Source organism: Pseudomonas sp. NY11955, from assembly GCF_048068035.1.
Taxonomy (GTDB): Bacteria; Pseudomonadota; Gammaproteobacteria; order Pseudomonadales; family Pseudomonadaceae; genus Aquipseudomonas.
The window spans coordinates 455,515-476,679 of the sequence record NZ_JBLUPS010000002.1; the positions used below are offsets into that span (position 1 = coordinate 455,515).

Consider the following 21,165-nt stretch of genomic DNA (forward strand, 5'->3'; position numbering starts at 1 on the left):
ATGCCCCCCGAAGCCATCACTTCCCCCGAATCAACCGGCGCAACGCAAACCGGTTCGGGTGACAAGCCTGCGCCACCGCCCGTGGCAACGGCAGCGGTTCCCCACACACCCAGGCCGCCACCAGTTCGCCACTCAACGGCGCCGTGATCAACCCGCGCGACCCGTGCCCGCTGTTCACGTACAACCCATCCAGCCAAGGGCAGGCCACATCCGGCACTTGCCGCGCATCCCGGCTCAGCACTGCATAGGCCTCGGCAAACGCCTGCTCGTCCGCCACAGGCCCGACAATCGGCAGGTAATCCGGGCTTGTACAACGGAACGCTGCGCGCCCCTGCAATTGCTCAGCGTCCAGTTCAGCCACGCCAAGCCGCTGCGCCAAATCGACGGATATCTCATCCAGCAATGCCAGGTTGCCCTGGTGCTCGGCCACCGTCGGCGTGAGGTCTTCATTATGAAAATCAAAACTCGCGCCCAAGGTATGTTCACCCGCGCGCGGCGGTGCCACGTAGCCTTCCGCGCACACCACGGTGCGCAGTGCCCGGCTGCCGGCAGTGGCCGGCAAGCGGGTGATCTGCCCACGAATACGCTTGAGCGGCAACTGCGCGCAAGGCTCGAAACGCCGCACTTCGGCGGCCCCGGCCAGGATCATCACCGGTGCGCTGGCCAGCAGTCGGTCGCCAGCCCAGGCTTGCCACTGGTCATCCCGCTTGCGCAGTTCAAGCACTTCCTGGTGCGTCACCAGGTGAATACCCGGGTGCTGCAACTGCTGCTGGCACAGCGCCGGCGGGTGCACCCAGCCACCTTCGGGGTAGTACAGCCCGCCAGCCGGCAAGGCCACCCCGGCGATGGCTTCAGCTTCGGCACGCGCCAGTGAGTGCAGCAAATCATGGTCGAAGGCGGCTGCCAGCTTGCCCTGGCGTTCGGCCTCCTTGCTGTCGAATGCCAGCTGCAGCACCCCGCAGGCATCCCAATCCTGCCCACGCTGCAAGCGCTGCAGCTGGCGCCGCGTGTAGCCGAACCCGCCGAGGATCATCTGCGACAGCGCGGTGCCATGGGCAGACAGCTTGAGGTACAGCACCCCTTGCGGGTTGCCCGAAGCTTCCTGGGCCGGCGCTTCATGGCGCTCCAGTACGGTGACTCGCCAGCCGCGCCGGGCCAGGCTGGCAGCGGTTGTGCTGCCAGCGAGCCCGGCACCGATCACCAGCGCTTCGCGTGGCCCTTGTGTAACGGCCGGGCGTGCGTACCAAGGCGCGCCTGGGTCGGGCAGGGGGCCGACGTAGGCGCCGCTCATGACCTCCCACTTCTTGCCGATGCCTGGGACTTTCTTCATGGCGAAGCCGGCTTCGACCAGGCTGCGGCGCACCCAGCCTGTGGTGGTGAAGGTGCCCAGCACCGTGCCCGGGTGCGATAGCCGCGCCAGTTGCGCAAACAGCGCCGGGGTCCACATGTCGGGGTTCTTGGCAGGGGCGAAGCCATCGAGGAACCACACATCGATTTGCCCATCCAGCTGCGGCAGTTGTTCGAGCACATCGCCGATCAACAGGGTGAGGGTGACTCGGCCATTGGCGAAAGTGAACTGCTGAAAACCCGGGTGCACCGCCACGTACTGCTCCAGCAGGGGCTCGGTATAGGCGGCAAGTTCGGGCCACAGGCTTACTGCGCGGGCCATGTCGGCGTGGCCAAGGGGGTACTTTTCGACGCTGACGAAGTGCAGGCGCGCGTCGCTGTGAGCCTGTTCGTCGAACAGTTGCCAGGCGCAGAAAAAATTCATGCCGGTGCCAAAACCGGTTTCGCCGATCACCATGCAGGCATGTGGCGCGAGGTCGGCAAAGCGCTCGGCCAGGCGGGTCTGGCCGAGGAACACGTGCTTGGTTTCTTCGATGCCTTCGTTGACCGCGAAATAGACGTCGTCGTATTGCCGCGAGTGGGGGCGGCCCTGGTCGTCCCAGTCGATCTGGGCGTGCTGGAGGAGGGTGGACATGGTTGGCTCGGTTGCAGCGGATAGCGGGATTTTATGCCATCTGATGATTTTCCGCTGTTGTACCGGCGCTACCTAAATCCGCTAGTCTTGCTTATCCATTGAAGGAGCCAGTGCATGTTCGAATCTGCCGAAATCGGCCACAGCATCGACAAGGAGGCTTACGACGCCGAGGTACCCGCTTTACGCGAGGCCCTGCTCGAAGCCCAGTACGAACTCAAGCAGCAGGTGCGCTTCCCGGTGATCGTGCTGATCAACGGCATCGAAGGCGCTGGCAAGGGTGAGACGGTAAAACTGCTCAACGAGTGGATGGACCCGCGCATGATCGATGTGCTCACCTTCGACCAGCAAACCGACGAGGAGCTGGCCCGCCCTCCCGCCTGGCGTTACTGGCGGGCCTTGCCACCGAAGGGGCGGATGGGCGTGTTCTTCGGCAACTGGTACAGCCAGATGCTGCAGGGGCGGGTGCACGGGGTATTCAAGGATGCCGTGCTCGACCAAGCCATCATGGGCGCCGAGCGCCTGGAACAGATGCTCTGCGATGAAGGTGCGCTGATCATCAAGTTCTGGTTCCACTTGTCCAAGAAGCAGATGAAGGCGCGGCTGAAGTCGCTCAAGGACGACCCGCTGCACAGCTGGAAGATCAGCCCGCTGGACTGGCAGCAGTCCGAAACCTATGACCGTTTCGTGCGCTTCGGCGAGCGCGTGCTGCGCCGCACCAGCCGCGATTATGCACCGTGGCATATCATTGAAGGGGTAGACCCGAATTACCGCGGCCTCGCGGTGGGGCGCATCCTGCTGGAAAGCCTGCAAGCTGCGCTGGCCAACAACCCCAAGGGCAAGCACCAGGGCAACGTGGCCCCGCTGGGCCGCAGCATCGATCAGCGCAGTTTGCTAGGCGCCCTGGACATGACCTTGCGCCTGGACAAAGCCGACTACCAGGAACAGTTGGTTACCGAACAGGCCCGGCTGGCCGGCTTGCTGCGTGACAAGCACATGCGCCGGCACGCGCTGGTGGCGGTGTTCGAAGGCAACGACGCCGCCGGCAAGGGCGGTGCCATCCGCCGCGTGGCGGCGGCGCTGGACCCGCGCCAGTACCGCATCGTGCCGATTGCCGCACCCACCGAAGAAGAGCGTGCGCAGCCTTATCTGTGGCGGTTCTGGCGGCATATTCCGGCGCGTGGCAAGTTCACCATCTTCGACCGCTCCTGGTATGGCCGGGTGCTGGTGGAGCGGGTAGAGGGCTTCTGCAGCCCGGCCGACTGGATGCGCGCCTACAGCGAGATCAACGACTTTGAAGAGCAGTTGGTCAATGCCGGCGTGGTGGTGGTCAAGTTCTGGCTGGCGATTGACCAGCAGACCCAGCTGGAACGCTTCGAAGAGCGCGAGCAGATCCCGTTCAAGCGCTACAAGATCACCGAAGATGACTGGCGCAACCGCGACAAGTGGGGCGAGTACACCCAGGCGGTAGGCGACATGGTCGACCGCACCAGCAGCGAGATTGCACCGTGGACGCTGGTGGAGGCCAATGACAAGCGCTGGGCGCGGGTGAAGGTATTGCGCACCATCAACCAGGCACTGGAAGCGGCGTTTGCCAAGGACAAGAAATAGCCAAAGCCCCTGGCTGCCTGTTCTGGCCTCTTCGCGGGCACCCGCTCCCACAGGCACTCCACAAGCTTCAATCCTGTGGTACTTCTGTGGGAGCGGGCGTGCCCGCGAAGAGGCCAGAACTGACAACACATTTGCCAAGCCATGCCGCAGAAGAATGACCTGATGAATTCTTTTCTCGGCATTCTTCTGGGTCGCAGTCCTTCAAGCCCGTAGAATCCAATCACCCCCACCACGGGCTTGATCGAGGATTTTATGCACACCACTTCCGGCCGCTGGGGCTATGGGCTGTTCCTGGCACTTCTGACGGCGTTGCTCTGGGGCATTTTACCGATCAAGCTCAAACAGGTGTTGCAAGTGGTCGACCCGATCACCGTCACCTGGTACCGCCTGCTGGTCTCCGGCGGCCTGCTGTTTGCCTGGCTGGCGGCTAAGCGGCGGTTGCCGTCCGTGCGCAAACTGGCGCCCAAGGGCAAGGGCCTGGTGCTGGTCGCCGTGCTTGGCCTGATGGGCAACTACGTGCTGTACCTGATCGGCCTTAACCTGCTTAGCCCTGGCACCGCGCAACTGGTGGTACAGATCGGCCCGGTGCTGTTGCTGGTGGCCAGTGTGTTCGTGTTCCGCGAGCGCTTCAGCCTGGGGCAGGGGCTGGGCCTGCTGATTTTACTGGTGGGTTTCGGGCTGTTTTTCAACCAGCGGCTGGGCGAACTGCTGACCTCGTTGGGCACCTATACCACTGGTGTGCTGACCATTCTGCTGGCCACCAGCATCTGGGTGTTCTACGCCCTGAGCCAGAAGCAACTGCTGACCGTGTGGCATTCGCAGCAGGTGATGATGGTGATCTACCTGTGCTGCGCCGCACTGCTTACCCCGTGGGTACACCCGCTGGAGGCACTGCAACTGACCCCGGTCCAAGGTTGGTTGTTACTGGCCTGTTGCCTGAATACCCTGGTGGCCTATGGCGCATTTGCTGAAGCGCTGGCGCACTGGGAGGCGTCGCGGGTGAGTGCCACGCTGGCGCTGACCCCGTTGGTGACCTTTGTCGCGGTGGCACTGGCGGCGGTGCTGTGGCCTGACTACGTGCATGCCGAGGACATCAATGCCCTGGGCTATGTGGGGGCGGTAACCGTGGTGCTCGGCTCGGCGGTGGTGGCGCTGGGGCCATCGCTGGTGGCAGGGTGGCGGGCTAGGCGGGCGCGGTTGGCTCAGTTTCATCAATAGCCTGTGCCGGCCTCTTCGCGGGGCAAGCCCGCTCCCACAGGGATTTCACAACATTCAGCCCTGTGGTCATCCTGTGGGAGCGGCCTCTTCGCGGAGCTAGCCCGCTCCCACAGGGATTTCACAACATTCAGCCCTGTGGTCATCCTGTGGGAGCGGCTTCTTCGCGGGGCAAGCCCGCTCCCACAGGGATTTCACAACATTCAGCCCTGTGGCCATCCTGTGGGAGCGGGCTAGCCCCGCGAAGAGGCCGGTACAGGCAACAGATTTTTCAGCCTTTGGCACCCGGCGCCAGCATGTTCTCCGGCCTCACCCACTGGTCGAACTGTTCATTGGTCAGGTACTTCAACTCCAGCGCAGCCTCCCTCAAGGTCTTGCCCTCGCTGTAAGCCTTCTTGGCAATTTCCGCCGCCTTGTCATAGCCAATATGTGGGTTCAGTGCGGTTACCAGCATCAACCCGCGCTCCAGGTGCGCGGCCATCTGCTCGGCATCCGGCTCGATACCCGCCACGCAGTGCTGTTGGAAGTTGCGGCAACCATCGGCCAGCAACTCGATGGACTGCAGCAGGTTATGGATGATCACCGGCTTGAACACGTTCAGTTGCAAATGCCCCTGGCTGGCGGCAAAGCCGATGGCCGCGTCGTTGCCCAGCACCTGGCAGGCCAGCATCGACAGCGCCTCGCACTGGGTCGGGTTGACCTTGCCCGGCATGATCGAGCTGCCCGGCTCGTTGGCCGGCAGGCGCACTTCGGCAATGCCCGCGCGTGGGCCGGACCCGAGCAGGCGCAGGTCGTTGGCGATTTTCATCAGGGCCACGGCCAGGGTCTTCAGGGCGCCCGCCAGGCTGGTCAGCGGTTCGTGGCCGGCGAGGGCGGCAAATTTGTTCGGCGCGGTGACGAACGGCAAGCCGGACTCTGCCGCCAGCTCGGCGGCGATGGCTTCGGCAAAGCCATGCGGGGCGTTGAGGCCGGTACCCACGGCGGTGCCGCCCTGGGCCAGTTCGCACACGGCTGGCAGGGTGGCACGGATGGCGCGCTGGGCGTAATCGAGTTGAGCGACGAAGGCCGACACTTCCTGGCCGAAGGTGATCGGCGTGGCGTCCATCATGTGCGTGCGGCCGGTTTTCACCAGCTTGTGGTGGCGCGCCGACAATTCGGCCAGGCCCGACGACAGTTCGGTGATCGCCGGCAACAGTTTTTCATGCACGGCCTGGGCGGCAGCAATGTGCATGGCGGTGGGGAAGCAGTCGTTGGAGCTCTGCGACCGGTTGACGTGGTCGTTGGGGTGCACTGGCGCCTTGCCACCACGGCCTTTGCCGGCCAGTTCGTTGGCGCGCCCGGCAATCACCTCGTTGACGTTCATGTTGCTCTGGGTGCCGCTGCCGGTCTGCCAGACGACGAGCGGGAACTGGTCGTCGTGCTGGCCATCGAGCACTTCATCGGCGGCCTGTTCGATCAGCCGGGCGATGTCGGCCGGCAGGTCGCCATTGCGGTCGTTGACGCGCGCCGCGGCCTTCTTGATCAGTGCCAGGGCGTGCAGCACCGCGAGGGGCATGCGTTCCTTGCCAATGGCGAAGTTGATCAGCGAACGCTGGGTCTGCGCACCCCAGTAGGCGTCCACCGGAACTTCGACCGGGCCCAGGCTGTCTGTCTCGATACGGCTCATTCTGTACGCACTCCTGTGTTGTTCGAAATCGCAGTTTAGGCCCTGATTCGACAGAGCGGTTCCGTCGCTCGTCGTGCCACTTGAGCACATCGCCACCACGGCGCAGAATGCTCTACTCTGAGGTACCCGCCTCCGTCTCTTTGAAGGAAATGCAATGACCCGTCTCCGTGTCCTTTGTGCCGCCGTTGCCCTGGTTTGCGCCAGCGGCCAGGTACTTGCTGCCACCGCCAGCCACAATGCTGCTGCCGAGAAGTTCCTGACCCTGGCCAACGCCGACAAGCTGGGCACCCCGGTGTACATGCAAGTGCAGCAGATGTTTGCTCAGCGGTTCGCTCAGACCAAGGCCCCGGCCGCCAAACAGCCCGTGCTGGAAAGCTACCAGGCCAAGGCCAACGCCGCGCTGGACAACGCCATCGGCTGGAACAAGCTGAAGCCGAAGATGGTCGATCTGTACACCCAGACCTTCACCGAGCAGGAGCTGAAGGACCTGGTCAAGTTCTACGAGTCGCCGCTGGGCAAGAAAGTGCTGCGTGAAATGCCCAAGGTCACCCAGCAGTCGGCGCAGCTGACCCAGCAGAGCCTGGAACCCGCGGTACCGGTGGTCAACAAGCTGCTGGAAGACATGACCAAGGAACTGGACCCGAACGCAGGCAAGGCCGCCGCCCCAGCGAAGAAGTGAGTACGCCGCAATGACCATGCAACAGCGTATCGAACAGCAGCTGGCCACGCTGGCGCCGCAACACCTGCAAGTGCTCAACGAAAGCCACATGCACAGTCGTGGTCAGGAGACCCACTACAAAGCAGTGATCGTCAGCGAGCAGTTTGCCGGGTTGAACAGCGTCAAGCGCCACCAGAAGGTGTACGCCACCATGGGTGAGCTGATGGGCGAGATCCACGCCCTGGCTATCCACACCTACACCGCCGAAGAGTGGGCCAAGGTCGGTGTTGCGCCGGCCTCGCCGGTGTGCGCGGGCGGCGGGCACTGAAACCTTTTTGTCGTTCTGGTAGAATTCGCAACGCGCCGCTTGTCGGCGCGTTTTTATTTGTCAATCCGGTCCGCCCCTTACGAGGGCAACCACCTGGAGAATCTGCTTCATGTCCCAAGCCATCGTCGTCGCGGCGCTGTACAAGTTCGTCACCCTGGAAGACTACGTCGAGCTGCGCGAGCCGCTGCTGCAAACCATGCTCGACAACAATGTCAAAGGCACCCTGCTGCTGGCCCACGAGGGCATCAACGGCACCGTGTCGGCCACCCGCGAAGGCATCGATGGTCTGCTGGCCTGGCTGCGCAACGACCCGCGTCTGGTCGATGTCGACCATAAAGAGTCGTACTGCGACGAACAGCCGTTCTACCGCACCAAGGTCAAGCTGAAGAAAGAGATCGTCACCCTCGGCGTGCCGGGCGTGGACCCCAACCAGGCAGTGGGCACCTATGTCGAGCCCAAGGACTGGAATGCCCTGATCAGCGACCCGGAAGTGCTGCTGATCGACACCCGCAACGACTACGAAGTGGCCATTGGTACCTTCAAGGGCGCCATCGACCCGAAGACCGAGACCTTCCGCGAGTTCCCAGAGTACATCAAGGCCAACTTCGACCCGAGCAAGCACAAGAAGGTGGCCATGTTCTGCACCGGCGGCATCCGCTGCGAAAAAGCCTCCAGCTACATGCTCGGTGAAGGCTTTGATGCGGTCTATCATCTTAAGGGCGGCATCCTGAAATACTTCGAGGAAGTGCCTCAGGAAGAGAGCCTGTGGGACGGCGACTGCTTCGTCTTCGACAACCGCGTCACGGTGCGCCATGACCTGAGCGAAGGCGAGTACGACCAGTGCCACGCTTGCCGCCACCCGATCAATGCACAGGAGCGCGCGTCCGAGCACTATTCGCCAGGTGTCAGCTGCCCGCATTGCTGGGACACCCTGAGCGAGAAGACCCGGCGCAGTGCCATCGACCGGCAGAAGCAGATCGAGCTGGCCAAGGCCCGCAACCTGCCGCACCCGATCGGTTACAACTACAAAGCCGAGGCTTGATGCATGTCTGCACGCCTGATTTATGTGATGGACCCGATGTGCTCCTGGTGCTGGGGGTTCGCGCCAGTGGCCGCGGCCCTGATCACCCAGGCGCGCGAGGCAGGCGTTGCCACCCGCCTGGTGCCGGGTGGTTTGCGTACCGGAGGCAGCGCCCTGGACAGCTCCACCCGCAAGTACATCCTCGAACACTGGCAGGCGGTGGCTGATGCGACCGGCCAGCCGTTCCGCTTCGAGGGGGCCATGCCCGACGGCTTCGTCTACGACACCGAGCCGGCCTGTCGTGCCCTGGTCACGGCCCGTGAGCTGGATGGCGAGCGCGTCTGGCCGCTGCTGGCGCTGATTCAGCGCGCGTTCTACGAGCAGGGTATGGATGTGACCACCGCGCCGCAGCTGGTCGAACTGGCCTCGCAGTGCGGCTTCGACCGCGCTGTATTTGCCGAAACCTTCGCCCGTGCCGACACCCGCGCTGCCACTGCGGCCGACTTCACCTGGGCCCAGGACCTGGGGATCGCCGGTTTCCCGACCCTGCTGGCCGAGCGCAATGGCCAACTGGCTTTGCTGACCAACGGCTACCAGCCGCTGGAGCGCCTGCAACCCTTGCTCGGCCGCTGGCTGCAGCAGGCTGCTTGTGCTTGATGTGCCTGGGTCACCCGACCCGGTACCGGGCAAGCCATACACTGCGGCCGATCGACTGAGCTGGGCGGAAATCCGCCGCCTGGCCCTGCATCACAAGAAAAACCTCTGGTCCGCCAACCTCATTGCGGTGCTGGCGGCGTGCTGCAGCGTGCCCATTCCGCTGCTGCTGCCGCTGCTGGTGGACGAAGTGCTGCTTGGCCATGGCGACGCCGCACTGAAGTGGATGAACCACCTGCTGCCGTCCAGTTGGCAGGTGGCCGCCGGCTATATCGGCCTGATGCTGGCGCTGACCCTGTGCCTGCGCCTGGCTGCGCTGGCGTTCAACGTGATCCAGGCCAAGCTGTTCGCCGGGTTGGCCAAGGATATCGTCTATCGCCTGCGCATCCGCCTGATCGAGCGGCTCAAGCGTATTTCGTTGAAGGAATATGAAAGCCTGGGCAGCGGCACGGTAACCACCCACCTGGTCACCGACCTGGACACCCTCGACAAGTTCGTTGGCGAAACCCTCAGCCGTTTCCTGGTGGCCATGCTGACCCTGACCGGTACGGCAGCCATCCTGATCTGGATGCACTGGCAGCTGGCCTTGCTGATCTTGCTGTTCAACCCGCTGGTGATCTACTTCACCGTGCAGCTGGGCAAGCGCGTCAAGCACCTGAAAAAGCTCGAAAACGACAGCACGGCGCGCTTTACCCAGGCGCTGGCGGAAACCCTCGATGCCATTCAGGAAATCCGCGCCGGCAACCGCCAGGGTTACTTCCTTGGCCGCTTGGGCCTGCGTGCCCGTGAAGTGCGCGATTACGCCGTGGACTCGCAATGGAAAAGCGATGCCAGTGGCCGTGCCAGTGGTCTGCTGTTCCAGTTCGGTATCGACATCTTCCGCGCCGCGGCGATGCTGACCGTGCTGTTCTCCGACCTGTCGATCGGCCAGATGCTGGCGGTGTTCAGCTACCTGTGGTTCATGATCGGCCCGGTGGAGCAGCTGCTCAACCTGCAATACGCCTACTACGCCGCCGGCGGTGCGCTGAGCCGCCTCAACGAGCTGCTGGCGCGCGACGACGAGCCGCAGTACCCCGCCGCCAGCGACCCGTTCGCCGGCCGCCAGACGGTGGGCATCGAGGTGCGCGACCTGCGCTTTGCCTATGCCGACGAGCCGGTGCTGGAGCATCTCGACCTGTCGATTGCCGCCGGCGAGAAAGTGGCGATTGTCGGTGCCAGTGGCGGCGGCAAGAGTACCCTGGTGCAACTGCTGTTGGGGCTTTACAGCGCCCAGGCCGGAACCATTCGCTTTGGCGGTGCCAGCCTGCAGGAAATCGGCCTGGAAACCCTGCGCGAAAACGTCGCGGTGGTGTTGCAGCACCCGTCGCTGTTCAACGACAGCGTGCGCGCCAACCTGACCATGGGGCGTGACTGCAGCGACGATGCCTGCTGGCAGGCGCTGCGCATTGCTCAGCTGGATGCCACCATCGCCGCCTTGCCGCAGGGCCTGGACAGCGTGGTGGGGCGTTCTGGCGTGCGCTTGTCCGGCGGCCAGCGCCAGCGCCTGGCCATTGCCCGCATGGTGCTGGCCGAGCCCAAGGTGGTGATCCTCGACGAAGCCACATCGGCCCTGGATGCTGCCACCGAGTACAATTTGCATCAGGCCCTGGCGCGCTTCCTCAGCGGCCGTACCACGCTGATCATCGCCCACCGGCTTTCGGCGGTGAAGCAGGCTGACCGGGTGCTGGTGTTCGATGGCGGGCACGTGGCCGAGGATGGCGACCACCAGCAGCTGATCGCTGAAGGTGGGTTGTACGCCAAGCTTTATGGGCACCTGCAGCAAAGCTGAGTTTCAGCCGCTTTAGGTTGCCCCACGTGCAAATCCCCCGATTCCCTGTCATAAAAATCCCCTTCACAACGATGGCAAATGGCCTACGCTGAGCTTGTCTGGGTTGATTTGCGCCTTATCTGCTCTGTGACAGGGACTCCATGAAGGGACATCGCACTCTAGAAGCGCCAAAGTTGCTCGGTATTACCTGGCCCTTCATCGCCGTTGTGGTCCTCCAGGTGGCGTTGGGCAGCCTTAGCCTTTATACGCTCTCGGCGGTGCGCGCCTATGTCGCGGGCGAAAGCCTGTGGTCCAAGGCGCAGAAAGACGCCATCTACTACCTCAACCTGTACGCCGAAACCCGCGACGACAGCACCTACCACCGCTACCGTCAGGCCATTACCGTGCCTCAGGGCGACCATCAGTTGCGTGAGGTGCTCGACCGCTCCAACCCTGACCTGGAAGCCGCGCGCCAGGCGGTGCTGCAAGGGGGCAACCACCCTGACGATGTCGAGCGGATCATCTGGTTCTACCGCAACTTCCGTCACGTCAGCTATATGCAGACAGCCATCGACTACTGGGACATCGGCGACGACTATCTGGCCAAGCTGGATGTCCTGGCCGGCGAGATGCGCCAGCATTTTGCCAGTGGCCCGGTGGATGCCGGTACGGTCAGTGACTGGAAGGCCCGCATCGTCACCATCAACGAGGGGGTCACGCCCGCGGCCAAAGCGTTCAGTGATGCCTTGGGCGAAGGCTCGCGCATGTTGTTGCGGGTGTTGCTGATTACCAACCTGCTGACTGCGATGGTTCTGATTACCATTGCCTGGCGCCGTTCCAGCAAGCTTCTGGCTCAACGCCAGGCCTTCGCCAGCGCCCTGCAGGAGGAAAAAGAGCGGGCCCAGATCACGTTGCAGGCCATCGGCGATGCGGTGATCACCACCGATGTGGAGGGCAGTATCGGCTACATGAACCCGGCCGCCGAGCAACTGACCCATTGGCAAGCCGGCCAGGCGCTGGGCCTGCCACTGTCGGCCATGTTCAGCCTGGTCGATGAGCAGGCCGAGGACGATGGCCGCAGCCTGGTCGAACAGGTGCTCAGCGGCAGCCTCAAGGGCGGCGCCGAGCACGCCAGGCTGATCCAGCGCCTGGACGGCAGCACCGTGTCGATCAACCTGGTCGGTTCGCCTATCGTCAGCGACGGCCAGGTCAGCGGCATCGTCCTGGTGCTGCATGACATGACCCAGGAGCGTCAGTACATTGCCAACCTGTCCTGGCAAGCCACCCACGACGCCCTGACCGGGCTGGCCAACCGCCGCGAGTTCGAATACCGCCTGGAGCAGGCGCTCAACGGCCTGGCGCGTCAGGCCGGGCGGCACTCGCTGATGTTCCTCGACCTCGACCAGTTCAAGCTGGTCAACGACACCTGCGGGCACGCCGCTGGCGATGAGTTGCTGCGGCACATCTGCGCCGTGCTGCAATCCGGCCTGCGCGAAGGGGATACCTTGGCGCGGCTGGGCGGCGACGAGTTTGGCGTGTTGCTGGAAAACTGCCCGCCCGATCAGGCCGAGCGTATTGCCGAGCAGTTGCGTCAGATGGTGCAGAGCCTGCACTTTGTGTGGAAGGGGCGGCCGTTCGTCACCACGGTCAGCGTCGGGCTGGTGCACATGGCCCAGGCCCCCGGCACCCTGGAAGCGTCGCTGCGCGCCGCTGACATGGCTTGCTACATGGCCAAGGAGAAGGGGCGCAACCGTGTGCAGGTGTACCACGCCGACGACAGCGAGCTGTCGATGCGCTTTGGCGAAATGGCCTGGATCCAACGCTTGCATGTGGCCCTGGAAGAAAACCGCTTCTGCCTGTACGCCCAGGAAATCGCCCCGCTGAAAACCTTCGAAGGCCCGGGCCATATCGAGATTCTGCTGCGCTTGCACGACGAAAGCGGCCGCACCATCCTGCCCAGCAGCTTCATCCCGGCGGCCGAGCGCTACGGCCTGATGACCGCGCTGGACCGCTGGGTGGTGCGCAACGTGTTCCTGGTCATACGCCAGTGCCTGGACGAAGGGCGCGCAGGGCCCTTGTCGATCTGCGCCATCAACCTGTCTGGTTCGAGCATTGGCGACGACAAGTTCCTCGAATACTTGCAGCGGTTGTTCGTCGAATACGCCATCCCGCCGCGGATGATCTGCTTCGAAATTACCGAAACCAGCGCCATTGCCAACTTGGGCAGCGCCATCCGTTTCATCAACGAGTTGAAGGGGCTGGGTTGCCGCTTCTCGCTCGATGATTTCTGCGCTGGCATGTCTTCGTTCGCTTATCTCAAGCATTTGCCTGTGGATTACCTGAAGATCGACGGCAGTTTCGTCAAGGACATGCTCGACGACCCGGTCAACCGGGCCATGGTCGAGGTCATCAACCACATCGGCCATGTGATGGGTAAGCGCACCATTGCCGAGTTCGTCGAAACACCCTTGATCGAGCAGGCCTTGCAGGAAATTGGCGTGGATTACGCCCAGGGCTACCTGATCGAACGCCCCCAGGTGTTCACCTGTGACAGTCTGCAGCGCCAACGGATCGCCGCTCGGCCTCTGTTGCAGCGGGCGCCTGGCACGTTTCGCTAGCTAAAAATCACAAGGATCAAGGAGCTGAAAGTGATCGATGCATTCGTACGTATCGGGCCTTTGATGGACCCCGCCAGTTACCCCCAATGGGCACAGCAACTGATTGAAGACTGCCGCGAGAGCAAGCGTCGGGTAGTGGAGCATGAGTTCTATGCGCGCCTGCGCGACGGCCAGCTGAAGCAATCGACCATTCGTCAGTACTTGATCGGTGGTTGGCCGGTGGTGGAGCAGTTTTCGCTGTACATGGCGCATAACCTGACCAAGACCCGCTACGGCCGGCACCAAGGCGAGGACATGGCGCGGCGCTGGCTGATGCGCAACATCCGCGTCGAGCTGAACCATGCCGACTACTGGGTGAACTGGTGCCAGGCGCACGGTGTGCACCTGCATGAGTTGCAGGCACAGGAAGTGCCGCCCGAGCTCAACGGCCTGAACGACTGGTGCTGGCGGGTGTGTGCCACCGAGAACCTGGCCATTTCCATGGCGGCGACCAACTATGCCATCGAAGGTGCGACCGGCGAATGGTCGGCGGTGGTGTGCTCGACCGATACCTATGCACAAGGCTTCCCGGAGGACCAGCGCAAGCGGGCGATGAAGTGGCTGAAGATGCACGCCCAGTATGACGATGCGCACCCGTGGGAGGCGCTGGAGATCATTTGTACCCTGGCCGGCGAGAACCCTACCTTGGGGTTGCGCAACGAGCTGCGCAGGGCGATATGCAAGAGCTATGACTGCATGTACCTGTTCCTGGAACGGTGCATGCAGCTGGAAGGGCGCCAGCAGGGGCGCATGCGGCCGGCGTTGGCCGCGGGCTGATCTATCGCCTGTGCTGGCCTCTTCGCGGCACAAGGCCGCTCCTACAGGGCAATGCACGGCCCGACGGGAATGCTACCCCTGTAGGCGCGGCCTTGTGCCGCGAAGGGGCTGCTAAGCAGCCCCGGCAATCTCAAGCCTTACTGGGCGTTGAGCGCCTGCCCATTCACGTCTTTGCTGTCCGGCCCCATCAGGTACAGATACACCGGCATGATCTCTTCCGGCAGCGGGTTGTTCTGCGGGTTTTCGCTGGGGTACGCCTGGGCCCGCATCGCCGTGCGCGTGGCGCCCGGGTTGATGCTGTTGGAACGCACCGGCGCCACGCCTTCCAGCTCATCGGCCAGGGTCTGCATCAAGCCTTCGGTGGCGAACTTCGACACGCCATAGGCGCCCCAGTAAGCCCGGCCCTTGCGCCCGACGCTGCTGCTGGTGAACACCACCGAGGCGTCTTCCGACAACTTGAGCAGCGGCAGCAGGGTGCTGGTGAGCATGAAGGTGGCATCGACGTTGATGTGCATCACACGCATGAAGTTGTCACCCGACAACTGCTCCAGCGGCGTGCGCGGGCCGATGATCGAGGCGTTGTTGAGCAGGCCGTCAAGGCGGCCGAACTGGTCTTCGATCATGACCGCCAGCTCGTCGTACTGGTGGGGCAGGGCAGTTTCCAGGTTGAACGGGATGACCACCGGCTGCGGGTGCCCGGCGGCTTCGATCTGGTCGTAGACCTCGTTCAGGTTGGCTTCGGTCTTGCCCAGCAGCAGCACGGTGGCGCCCAGCGCGGCGTAGGCCTTGGCTGCAGCGGCACCAATGCCGCGGCCGGCACCGGTAACCAGGATGACCCGGCCTTGCAGCAGGTCGGGGCGGGCGGTGTAGTCGAACATTGCGTATTCCCTATTCATGGCGCGACACAGCCCCCTGTGGGAGCGGGCATGCTTGCGAAGCAGGCACTGCGGGGGATGGCACCGGCTTCGCCGGTGTTCGCGGGCGCGCCCGCTCCCACAGGGGCTGGTGTCAGCCGTTGTAACTCAGCAGCCGCACAGCGCGCTGTCGATCACTTTGCGCAGTTCCAGCGGGTGGTCCACCACCACGTCGGCGCCCCAGTTGTTGGGGTTGTCCTCTGGATGAATATAGCCGTAGCGCACGGCCGCCGTACGGGTACCGGCGTCGCGGCCAGACTCGATGTCGCGCAGGTCGTCGCCGACGAACAGCACGCTGGCCGGGTCCAGGTTCAAGGTCTTGCAGGCCAGGATCAGCGGCTCGGGGTCGGGTTTGCTGTTTTTCACGTGGTCCGGGCAGATCAGCAGTGCCGAACGCTCGGCCAGGCCCAGTTGCTGCATGATCGGCTCGGCGAAACGCACGGGTTTGTTGGTGACAACGCCCCACAGCAGGTTGCCTTTCTCGATGTCGGCCAGCAGCTCGGCCATGCCGTCGAACAGCCGGCTGTGCACCGCGCAGTCGCGCTGGTAGCGCTCGAGGAACTCCAGGCGCAAGGCCTCGAAGCCTTCGGCTTCCGGGTCCATGGCGAACGTAGTGGCAACCATGGCGCGGGCGCCGCCCGAGATCACGCCACGGATCAGCTCGTCGTCAACGGCCGGCAGGCCACGCTCGGCGAGCATGGCCTGGCAAATGGCGATGAAGTCCGGCGCCGTGTCGAGCAAGGTGCCGTCCATGTCGAAGAGTACTGCTCGCAAACGCATGCTTATTCCTCGCGCAGGGTCTGGATCATGTAGTTGACGTCTACGTCGCTGTTGAGCTTGTAGTGCTTGGTCAGCGGGTTGTAGGTGAGGCCGATGATGTCCTTAACCTGCAGGCCGGCATCGCGGCTCCAGGCGCCCAGTTCGGACGGGCGGATGAACTTCTTGAAGTCGTGGGTGCCGCGCGGCAGCATTTTCAGGATGTACTCGGCGCCGACGATGGCCAGCAGGTAGGCCTTGGGGTTGCGGTTGATGGTGGAGAAGAACACCTGGCCGCCAGGCTTGACCATGCGGTAGCAAGCGCGGATCACCGATGACGGGTCGGGCACGTGCTCGAGCATTTCCAGGCAGGTGACCACGTCGAACTGTTCAGGCATTTCTTCGGCCAGGGCTTCGGCGGTGATCTGCCGGTATTCCACCTGCACACCCGACTCCAGCTGATGCAGCTGGGCCACTGCCAGCGGTGCCTCGCCCATGTCGATGCCGGTCACCGTGGCGCCGCGCAGGGCCATGGCTTCGCTGAGGATGCCGCCGCCGCAGCCTACGTCCAGCACTTTCTTGCCGGCCAGGCTGGCGCGCTCGTCGATCCAGTTGACGCGCAGCGGGTTGATTTCGTGCAGCGGCTTGAACTCGCTTTCGCGGTCCCACCAGCGGTGGGCCAGCGCTTCGAACTTGGCGATTTCGGCGCGGTCGACGTTGCTCATTGAACAGTCCTCTGAAACTTCGCAAAATTGCGCCGGAGTATACCCGAGCGCTTAGCCCCGAGGGTCGCTATAATCGCCGGCTTTTGATATCCGAACGACGGGGAGAGGCGATGCGCGAGCGACTTTTGGCGGCGGAGAAGGTGACCGCGATCCGCTGGCAGGGCGGCGCCTTGCACCTGCTCGACCAGCGTCTGCTGCCGTCGCAAGAGCGCTGGCTGGCCTGCGACAATGTTGCGCAGGTGGCTGCGGCGATCCGCGACATGGCGGTGCGCGGCGCCTCGGCCATCGGCATTGCCGCGGCGTACGGCCTGGTGCTGGCCCTTGAAGAGCGGTTGGCCGAAGGCGGCGATTGGGAAATGGACCTGGAAGAAGACTTTCTCACCCTGGCCGAAGCGCGCCCCACCGCTGCCAACCTGTTCTGGGCGCTGAACCGCATGCGCGAGCGCCTGCAGCGCCTACGCCCGGACGAGGATGTGCTGGCCGCGCTGGAGGCCGAAGCCATGGCTATCCACGAAAGTGACCGTGAAGCCAACCTGACCATGGCCCAGCAAGGTATCGAGCTGATTCGTCGCCACCAGGGCAATGCCCAGACCTTGCTTACTTATGGCAACGCCGGCGCCTTGGCCAGCGGCGGCTTTGGCACCGCGCTGGGGGTTATCCGCGCCGGCTACCTGGAGGGCATGGTCGAGCGGGTGTATGCCGGCGAGACCCGTCCCTGGCTGCAAGGCTCGCGCCTGACGGCCTGGGAGCTGGCCAACGAAGGCATCCCGGTGACCTTGTGCGCCGATTCGGCGCTGGCTCACCTGATGAAGAGCAAGGGCATCACCTGGGTAGTGGTGGGGGCCGACTGCATCGCCGCCAATGGCGACGTGGCCAGCAAGATCGGCACCTACCAGTTGGCGGTCAGCGCCATGCACCATGGTGTGCGCTTCATGGTGGTGGCGCCGAGCACCAGCATCGACCTGAACCTGGCCACGGGCGAAGATATTCCGCTGGAGGAGCGTGACGCTGACGAATGGTTGGACTTTGGCGGTGCCCAGGCGGTGCCGGAGGTCGAGGTGTTCAACCCGGTATTCGACGTGACTCCGGCTGACCTGATCGATGTGATCGTGACCGAGCGCGGCATCGTCGAGCGGCCGGATACTGCCAAGCTGGCCCAATTGATCTGCCGCAAGCGCCTGCACTGATCTGCGTGTGGCCTGTGCCGGTCTCTTCGCGGGCAAGCCCCCCGAGAGGCCGGCACAGGTAAAAAATCTCGATTCAAGCCCGCGTTAGGCTGCCCGCCACATCTCCCCACCGCCCCCGCCTTTGTGATAACATCCGGCAGTTTCCAAGACCGCCCATCACGGCGGCCTTCATTGCGCAAATCCATGGCACAACTCATTGATTTGTCGTAAGTCGTCGCACCCTTATGCGCTGCGGCGGCGAGCTTCGTTCGGCCCTTGATGGAGCTGCGAAGTTTCACCAGAAAAAGGAATCAGGCTTCTCATGGGCGAACTGGCCAAAGAAATCCTCCCGGTCAATATCGAAGACGAACTGAGACAGTCTTACCTCGACTACGCGATGAGCGTGATTGTCGGGCGAGCGCTGCCCGATGCGCGTGACGGCTTGAAGCCCGTGCATCGTCGCGTTCTCTATGCGATGAGCGAACTGGGCAACGACTGGAACAAGCCGTACAAGAAATCCGCCCGTGTGGTCGGTGACGTGATCGGTAAGTACCACCCGCACGGCGATATCGCGGTCTACGACACCATCGTGCGTATGGCCCAGCCGTTCTCGCTGCGCTACCTGCTGGTCGACGGTCAGGGTAACTTCGGTTCGGTGGACGGCGACAACGCCGCGGCCATGCGATACACCGAAGTGCGCATGACCAAGCTGGCTCACGAGCTGCTGGCCGACTTGCACAAAGAAACCGTCGACTGGGTGCCCAACTACGACGGCACCGAGCAGATTCCGGCGGTCATGCCGACGCGTATCCCAAACCTGCTGGTCAACGGTTCCAGCGGTATCGCCGTGGGCATGGCGACCAATATTCCGCCGCACAACCTCGGCGAGGTCATCGATGGCTGCCTGGCGCTCATCGACAACCCGGAAGTCACCATCGATGAGCTGATGCAGCACATCCCTGGCCCGGACTTCCCGACTGCCGGCATCATCAACGGTCGCCAGGGCATCATCGAGGCCTATCGCACCGGCCGTGGCCGTATCTACATGCGTGCCCGCTCCGAAATCGAAGACATCGACAAGGTCGGCGGCCGCCAGCAGATCGTCATTACCGAGCTGCCGTACCAGCTGAACAAGGCGCGCCTGATCGAAAAGATCGCCGAGCTGGTCAAAGAGAAGAAGATCGAAGGCATCACCGAGCTGCGCGACGAGTCCGACAAGGACGGCATGCGCATCGTCATCGAGCTGCGTCGCGGCGAGGTGCCGGAGGTGGTGCTCAACAACCTCTATCAGCAAACCCAGCTGCAGAGCGTGTTCGGCATCAACGTGGTGGCCCTGGTCGACGGCCGTCCGCGCCTGCTCAACCTCAAGGACCTGCTCGAAGCGTTCGTCCGTCACCGCCGTGAAGTGGTGACTCGCCGTACCGTATTCGAGCTGCGCAAGGCCCGTGAGCGTGGCCACATCCTCGAAGGCCAGGCGGTCGCGCTGTCCAACATCGACCCGGTCATTGCCCTGATCAAGGCCTCGCCGACTCCGTCCGAAGCCAAGGAAGCCCTGGTTTCCACGCCGTGGGAATCCAGTGCCGTGCAGGTCATGGTCGAGCGCGCTGGCGCCGATTCCTGCGGCCCTGAGGACCTGCCGGAGCAGTACGGCCTGCATGACGGCAAGTACTTCCTGTCGCCGGAACAGGCTCAGGCCATCCTCGACCTGCGCCTGCACCGCCTGACCGGCCTGGAGCACGAGAAGCTGCTGGCCGAGTACCAGGAAATCCTCGAACAGATCGGCGAACTGATCCGCATCCTCAGCAGCGCCGAGCGCCTGATGGAAGTGATCCGCGAAGAGCTGGAAGCCATCCGTGCCGAGTACGGCGATGCCCGCCGTACCGAAATCCTCAATGCCAGCCACGACCTCAACTACGGCGACATGATCCCGGAAGAAGAGCGCGTGGTCACCATCTCCCACGGTGGTTATGCCAAGACCCAGCCATTGTCCGCTTACCAGGCCCAGCGCCGCGGCGGCAAAGGCAAGTCGGCGACCGGCGTGAAGGACGAGGACTACATCGAGCACCTGCTGGTCGCCAACAGCCACGCCACCCTGTTGCTGTTCTCCAGCAAGGGCAAGGTGTACTGGAAGAAGACCTACGAAATCCCCGAAGCGTCCCGTGCTGCCCGTGGTCGCCCGCTGGTCAACCTGCTGCCGCTGGAGGAGGGTGAGCGCATCACCGCCATGCTGCAGATCGACCTCGAAGCGCTGCAGCAGAACGCCGACCTCGACGAAGAGCTGGAAGAGGCCGATGACACCGTGCTCGAGGGTGAGCTGGTAGAGGCCGAGGAAGTCGACGAAGAAGATGGCGACACCCCGGAGTGGGTGGCGGAGCCGACCGGCGCGTACATCTTCATGGCCACCGCTTCCGGTACCGTCAAGAAGACCCCGCTGGTGCAGTTCGCTCGTCCGCGCTCCAATGGCCTGATCGCCCTGAAGCTGAAGGAAGGCGACACCCTGATTGCAGCGGCCATCACCGACGGCGCCAAGGAAGTGATGATGTTCTCCGACGCCGGCAAGGTCATCCGCTTCGCCGAGAGCGTCGTGCGTGAAATGGGCCGTAACGCCCGTGGTGTGCGCGGCATGAAGCTGGGCAAAGGTCAGCGGATCATTTCGATGCTGATCCCGGAGTCCGGCTCGCAGATCCTCACCGCCTCCGAGCGTGGCTTCGGCAAGCGCACCCCGCTGTCCAAGTTCCCGCGTCGCGGCCGTGGTGGCCAGGGTGTGATCGCCATGGGCACCAAAGGGCGCAACGGCCTGCTGATCGGTGCCATCCAGGTGCAGGAAGGCGAGGAAATCATGCTGATTTCCGACCAGGGCACGCTGGTGCGTACACGGGTTGGCGAGGTGTCCAGCCTCAGCCGCAACACCCAGGGTGTTACGCTGATCAAGCTGGCGGCTGACGAGACACTGGTGGGCCTGGAGCGTATCCAGGAGCCGTCCGAGGACGAACTCGATGAAGTGATCGAGGCGGACGAGGAGGGTGTCGAGGCCGAAGCGCCAGACAATGATGAAGCTGCTGGCGCCGAAGAGGCCCCGCAAGAGTAAGCAAGCGTAAACCCGAGCGGGGCGACCAAGGTCGCCCCGTTTGACTGATTAGGCCGGGCAATGCCTGGCCCTTGTAGGAGCAGCCTTGTGCTGCGAATGGGGCGCGAAGCGGCCCCAGGGTTTCAGTGTCAACGCATGGAATAC

General features: G+C 63.6%; 16 protein-coding genes. 11 read left to right on the forward strand and 5 right to left on the reverse strand.

All coding sequences use genetic code 11. The annotated features are described in order from the left end of the window. Positions 1-16 precede the first annotated feature (16 nt). Entirely contained in the window at positions 17-1,981 is a 1,965-nt protein-coding gene (mnmC, locus tag ACNFBR_RS05180; protein WP_416733935.1) for a bifunctional tRNA (5-methylaminomethyl-2-thiouridine)(34)-methyltransferase MnmD/FAD-dependent 5-carboxymethylaminomethyl-2-thiouridine(34) oxidoreductase MnmC, read from the reverse strand. Positions 1,982-2,095: 114 nt separating this feature from the next. Here mnmC and pap point away from each other — a divergent pair, with 114 nt between their 5' ends. Then, positions 2,096-3,589: a polyphosphate:AMP phosphotransferase gene (pap, locus tag ACNFBR_RS05185; protein WP_416733936.1), complete on the forward strand. Its 1,494-nt coding sequence runs from the start codon at positions 2,096-2,098 to the stop codon at positions 3,587-3,589. Positions 3,590-3,841: 252 nt separating this feature from the next. Then, positions 3,842-4,807, forward strand: coding sequence for a DMT family transporter (locus ACNFBR_RS05190; protein ID WP_416733937.1), 966 nt, complete (start codon positions 3,842-3,844; stop codon positions 4,805-4,807). A 268-nt stretch (positions 4,808-5,075) separates the two neighbouring features. Here ACNFBR_RS05190 and ACNFBR_RS05195 read toward each other — a convergent pair whose 3' ends face one another. Further along, entirely contained in the window at positions 5,076-6,470 is a 1,395-nt protein-coding gene (locus ACNFBR_RS05195; RefSeq protein ID WP_416733938.1) for a class II fumarate hydratase, read from the reverse strand. 154 nt (positions 6,471-6,624) lie between these two features. On the opposite strand from ACNFBR_RS05195, the gene ACNFBR_RS05200 reads away from it, so the two are divergent. The 7 genes from ACNFBR_RS05200 (at position 6,625) to ACNFBR_RS05230 (ending at position 14,372) form a co-directional block, all read left to right on the forward strand. Next, positions 6,625-7,149: a DUF2059 domain-containing protein gene (locus ACNFBR_RS05200; protein WP_003252642.1), complete on the forward strand. Its 525-nt coding sequence runs from the start codon at positions 6,625-6,627 to the stop codon at positions 7,147-7,149. Positions 7,150-7,159: 10 nt separating this feature from the next. Then, the gene (locus ACNFBR_RS05205) at positions 7,160-7,456 is read left to right on the forward strand and encodes a BolA family protein (protein ID WP_012271026.1); all 297 of its coding nucleotides are present in this window, start codon (positions 7,160-7,162) and stop codon (positions 7,454-7,456) included. A gap of 109 nt (positions 7,457-7,565) precedes the next feature. Then, entirely contained in the window at positions 7,566-8,498 is a 933-nt protein-coding gene (locus ACNFBR_RS05210; RefSeq protein ID WP_416733939.1) for a rhodanese-related sulfurtransferase, read from the forward strand. Positions 8,499-8,501: 3 nt separating this feature from the next. Further along, complete coding sequence (locus ACNFBR_RS05215) at positions 8,502-9,134, forward strand: DsbA family protein (protein WP_416733940.1); 633 nt, start codon at positions 8,502-8,504, stop codon at positions 9,132-9,134. Continuing rightward, on the forward strand, positions 9,127-10,959 hold the full coding sequence (locus ACNFBR_RS05220; RefSeq protein WP_416733941.1) for an ABC transporter ATP-binding protein: 1,833 nt from the start codon (positions 9,127-9,129) through the stop codon (positions 10,957-10,959). The genes ACNFBR_RS05215 and ACNFBR_RS05220 overlap by 8 nt, the downstream gene beginning before the upstream one ends. Before the next feature lie 140 nt (positions 10,960-11,099). Continuing rightward, positions 11,100-13,556 carry an EAL domain-containing protein gene (locus ACNFBR_RS05225; RefSeq protein WP_416733942.1) on the forward strand — a complete coding sequence of 819 codons (2,457 nt, stop codon included), beginning with the start codon at positions 11,100-11,102 and terminating at the stop codon, positions 13,554-13,556. A gap of 30 nt (positions 13,557-13,586) precedes the next feature. After that, entirely contained in the window at positions 13,587-14,372 is a 786-nt protein-coding gene (locus ACNFBR_RS05230) for a TenA family transcriptional regulator (protein WP_416733943.1), read from the forward strand. A 137-nt stretch (positions 14,373-14,509) separates the two neighbouring features. On the opposite strand, the gene ACNFBR_RS05235 is transcribed toward ACNFBR_RS05230, so the two are convergent. The 3 genes from ACNFBR_RS05235 to ubiG form a co-directional block, all read right to left on the reverse strand. Next, positions 14,510-15,250, reverse strand: a complete 741-nt coding sequence (locus ACNFBR_RS05235) for a YciK family oxidoreductase (protein ID WP_416733944.1) — start codon at positions 15,248-15,250, stop codon at positions 14,510-14,512. A gap of 144 nt (positions 15,251-15,394) precedes the next feature. Next, complete coding sequence (gene mupP / locus ACNFBR_RS05240; RefSeq protein ID WP_416733945.1) at positions 15,395-16,066, reverse strand: N-acetylmuramic acid 6-phosphate phosphatase MupP; 672 nt, start codon at positions 16,064-16,066, stop codon at positions 15,395-15,397. Positions 16,067-16,068: 2 nt separating this feature from the next. Further along, on the reverse strand, positions 16,069-16,767 hold the full coding sequence (gene ubiG / locus ACNFBR_RS05245; RefSeq protein ID WP_012271034.1) for a bifunctional 2-polyprenyl-6-hydroxyphenol methylase/3-demethylubiquinol 3-O-methyltransferase UbiG: 699 nt from the start codon (positions 16,765-16,767) through the stop codon (positions 16,069-16,071). A gap of 110 nt (positions 16,768-16,877) precedes the next feature. Between ubiG and mtnA the strand changes: the two genes are divergently transcribed. Both mtnA and gyrA read left to right on the forward strand, forming a co-directional pair. Next, positions 16,878-17,954: an S-methyl-5-thioribose-1-phosphate isomerase gene (gene mtnA, locus ACNFBR_RS05250; RefSeq protein ID WP_416733946.1), complete on the forward strand. Its 1,077-nt coding sequence runs from the start codon at positions 16,878-16,880 to the stop codon at positions 17,952-17,954. A gap of 301 nt (positions 17,955-18,255) precedes the next feature. Beyond that, entirely contained in the window at positions 18,256-21,021 is a 2,766-nt protein-coding gene (gene gyrA / locus ACNFBR_RS05255; RefSeq protein WP_416733947.1) for a DNA gyrase subunit A, read from the forward strand. Positions 21,022-21,165 lie beyond the last annotated feature (144 nt).

What these genes read in the sequence shown, in the direction of transcription:
- mnmC (WP_416733935.1), bottom strand. Translation starts at nt 1,981, where the DNA reads ATGTCCACCCTCCTCCAGCACGCCCAGATCGACTGGGACGACCAGGGC.
- pap (WP_416733936.1), top strand. Translation starts at nt 2,096, where the DNA reads ATGTTCGAATCTGCCGAAATCGGCCACAGCATCGACAAGGAGGCTTAC.
- ACNFBR_RS05190 (WP_416733937.1), top strand. Translation starts at nt 3,842, where the DNA reads ATGCACACCACTTCCGGCCGCTGGGGCTATGGGCTGTTCCTGGCACTT.
- ACNFBR_RS05195 (WP_416733938.1), bottom strand. Translation starts at nt 6,470, where the DNA reads ATGAGCCGTATCGAGACAGACAGCCTGGGCCCGGTCGAAGTTCCGGTG.
- ACNFBR_RS05200 (WP_003252642.1), top strand. Translation starts at nt 6,625, where the DNA reads ATGACCCGTCTCCGTGTCCTTTGTGCCGCCGTTGCCCTGGTTTGCGCC.
- ACNFBR_RS05205 (WP_012271026.1), top strand. Translation starts at nt 7,160, where the DNA reads ATGACCATGCAACAGCGTATCGAACAGCAGCTGGCCACGCTGGCGCCG.
- ACNFBR_RS05210 (WP_416733939.1), top strand. Translation starts at nt 7,566, where the DNA reads ATGTCCCAAGCCATCGTCGTCGCGGCGCTGTACAAGTTCGTCACCCTG.
- ACNFBR_RS05215 (WP_416733940.1), top strand. Translation starts at nt 8,502, where the DNA reads ATGTCTGCACGCCTGATTTATGTGATGGACCCGATGTGCTCCTGGTGC.
- ACNFBR_RS05225 (WP_416733942.1), top strand. Translation starts at nt 11,100, where the DNA reads ATGAAGGGACATCGCACTCTAGAAGCGCCAAAGTTGCTCGGTATTACC.
- ACNFBR_RS05235 (WP_416733944.1), bottom strand. Translation starts at nt 15,250, where the DNA reads ATGTTCGACTACACCGCCCGCCCCGACCTGCTGCAAGGCCGGGTCATC.
- mupP (WP_416733945.1), bottom strand. Translation starts at nt 16,066, where the DNA reads ATGCGTTTGCGAGCAGTACTCTTCGACATGGACGGCACCTTGCTCGAC.
- ubiG (WP_012271034.1), bottom strand. Translation starts at nt 16,767, where the DNA reads ATGAGCAACGTCGACCGCGCCGAAATCGCCAAGTTCGAAGCGCTGGCC.
- mtnA (WP_416733946.1), top strand. Translation starts at nt 16,878, where the DNA reads ATGCGCGAGCGACTTTTGGCGGCGGAGAAGGTGACCGCGATCCGCTGG.
- gyrA (WP_416733947.1), top strand. Translation starts at nt 18,256, where the DNA reads ATGGGCGAACTGGCCAAAGAAATCCTCCCGGTCAATATCGAAGACGAA.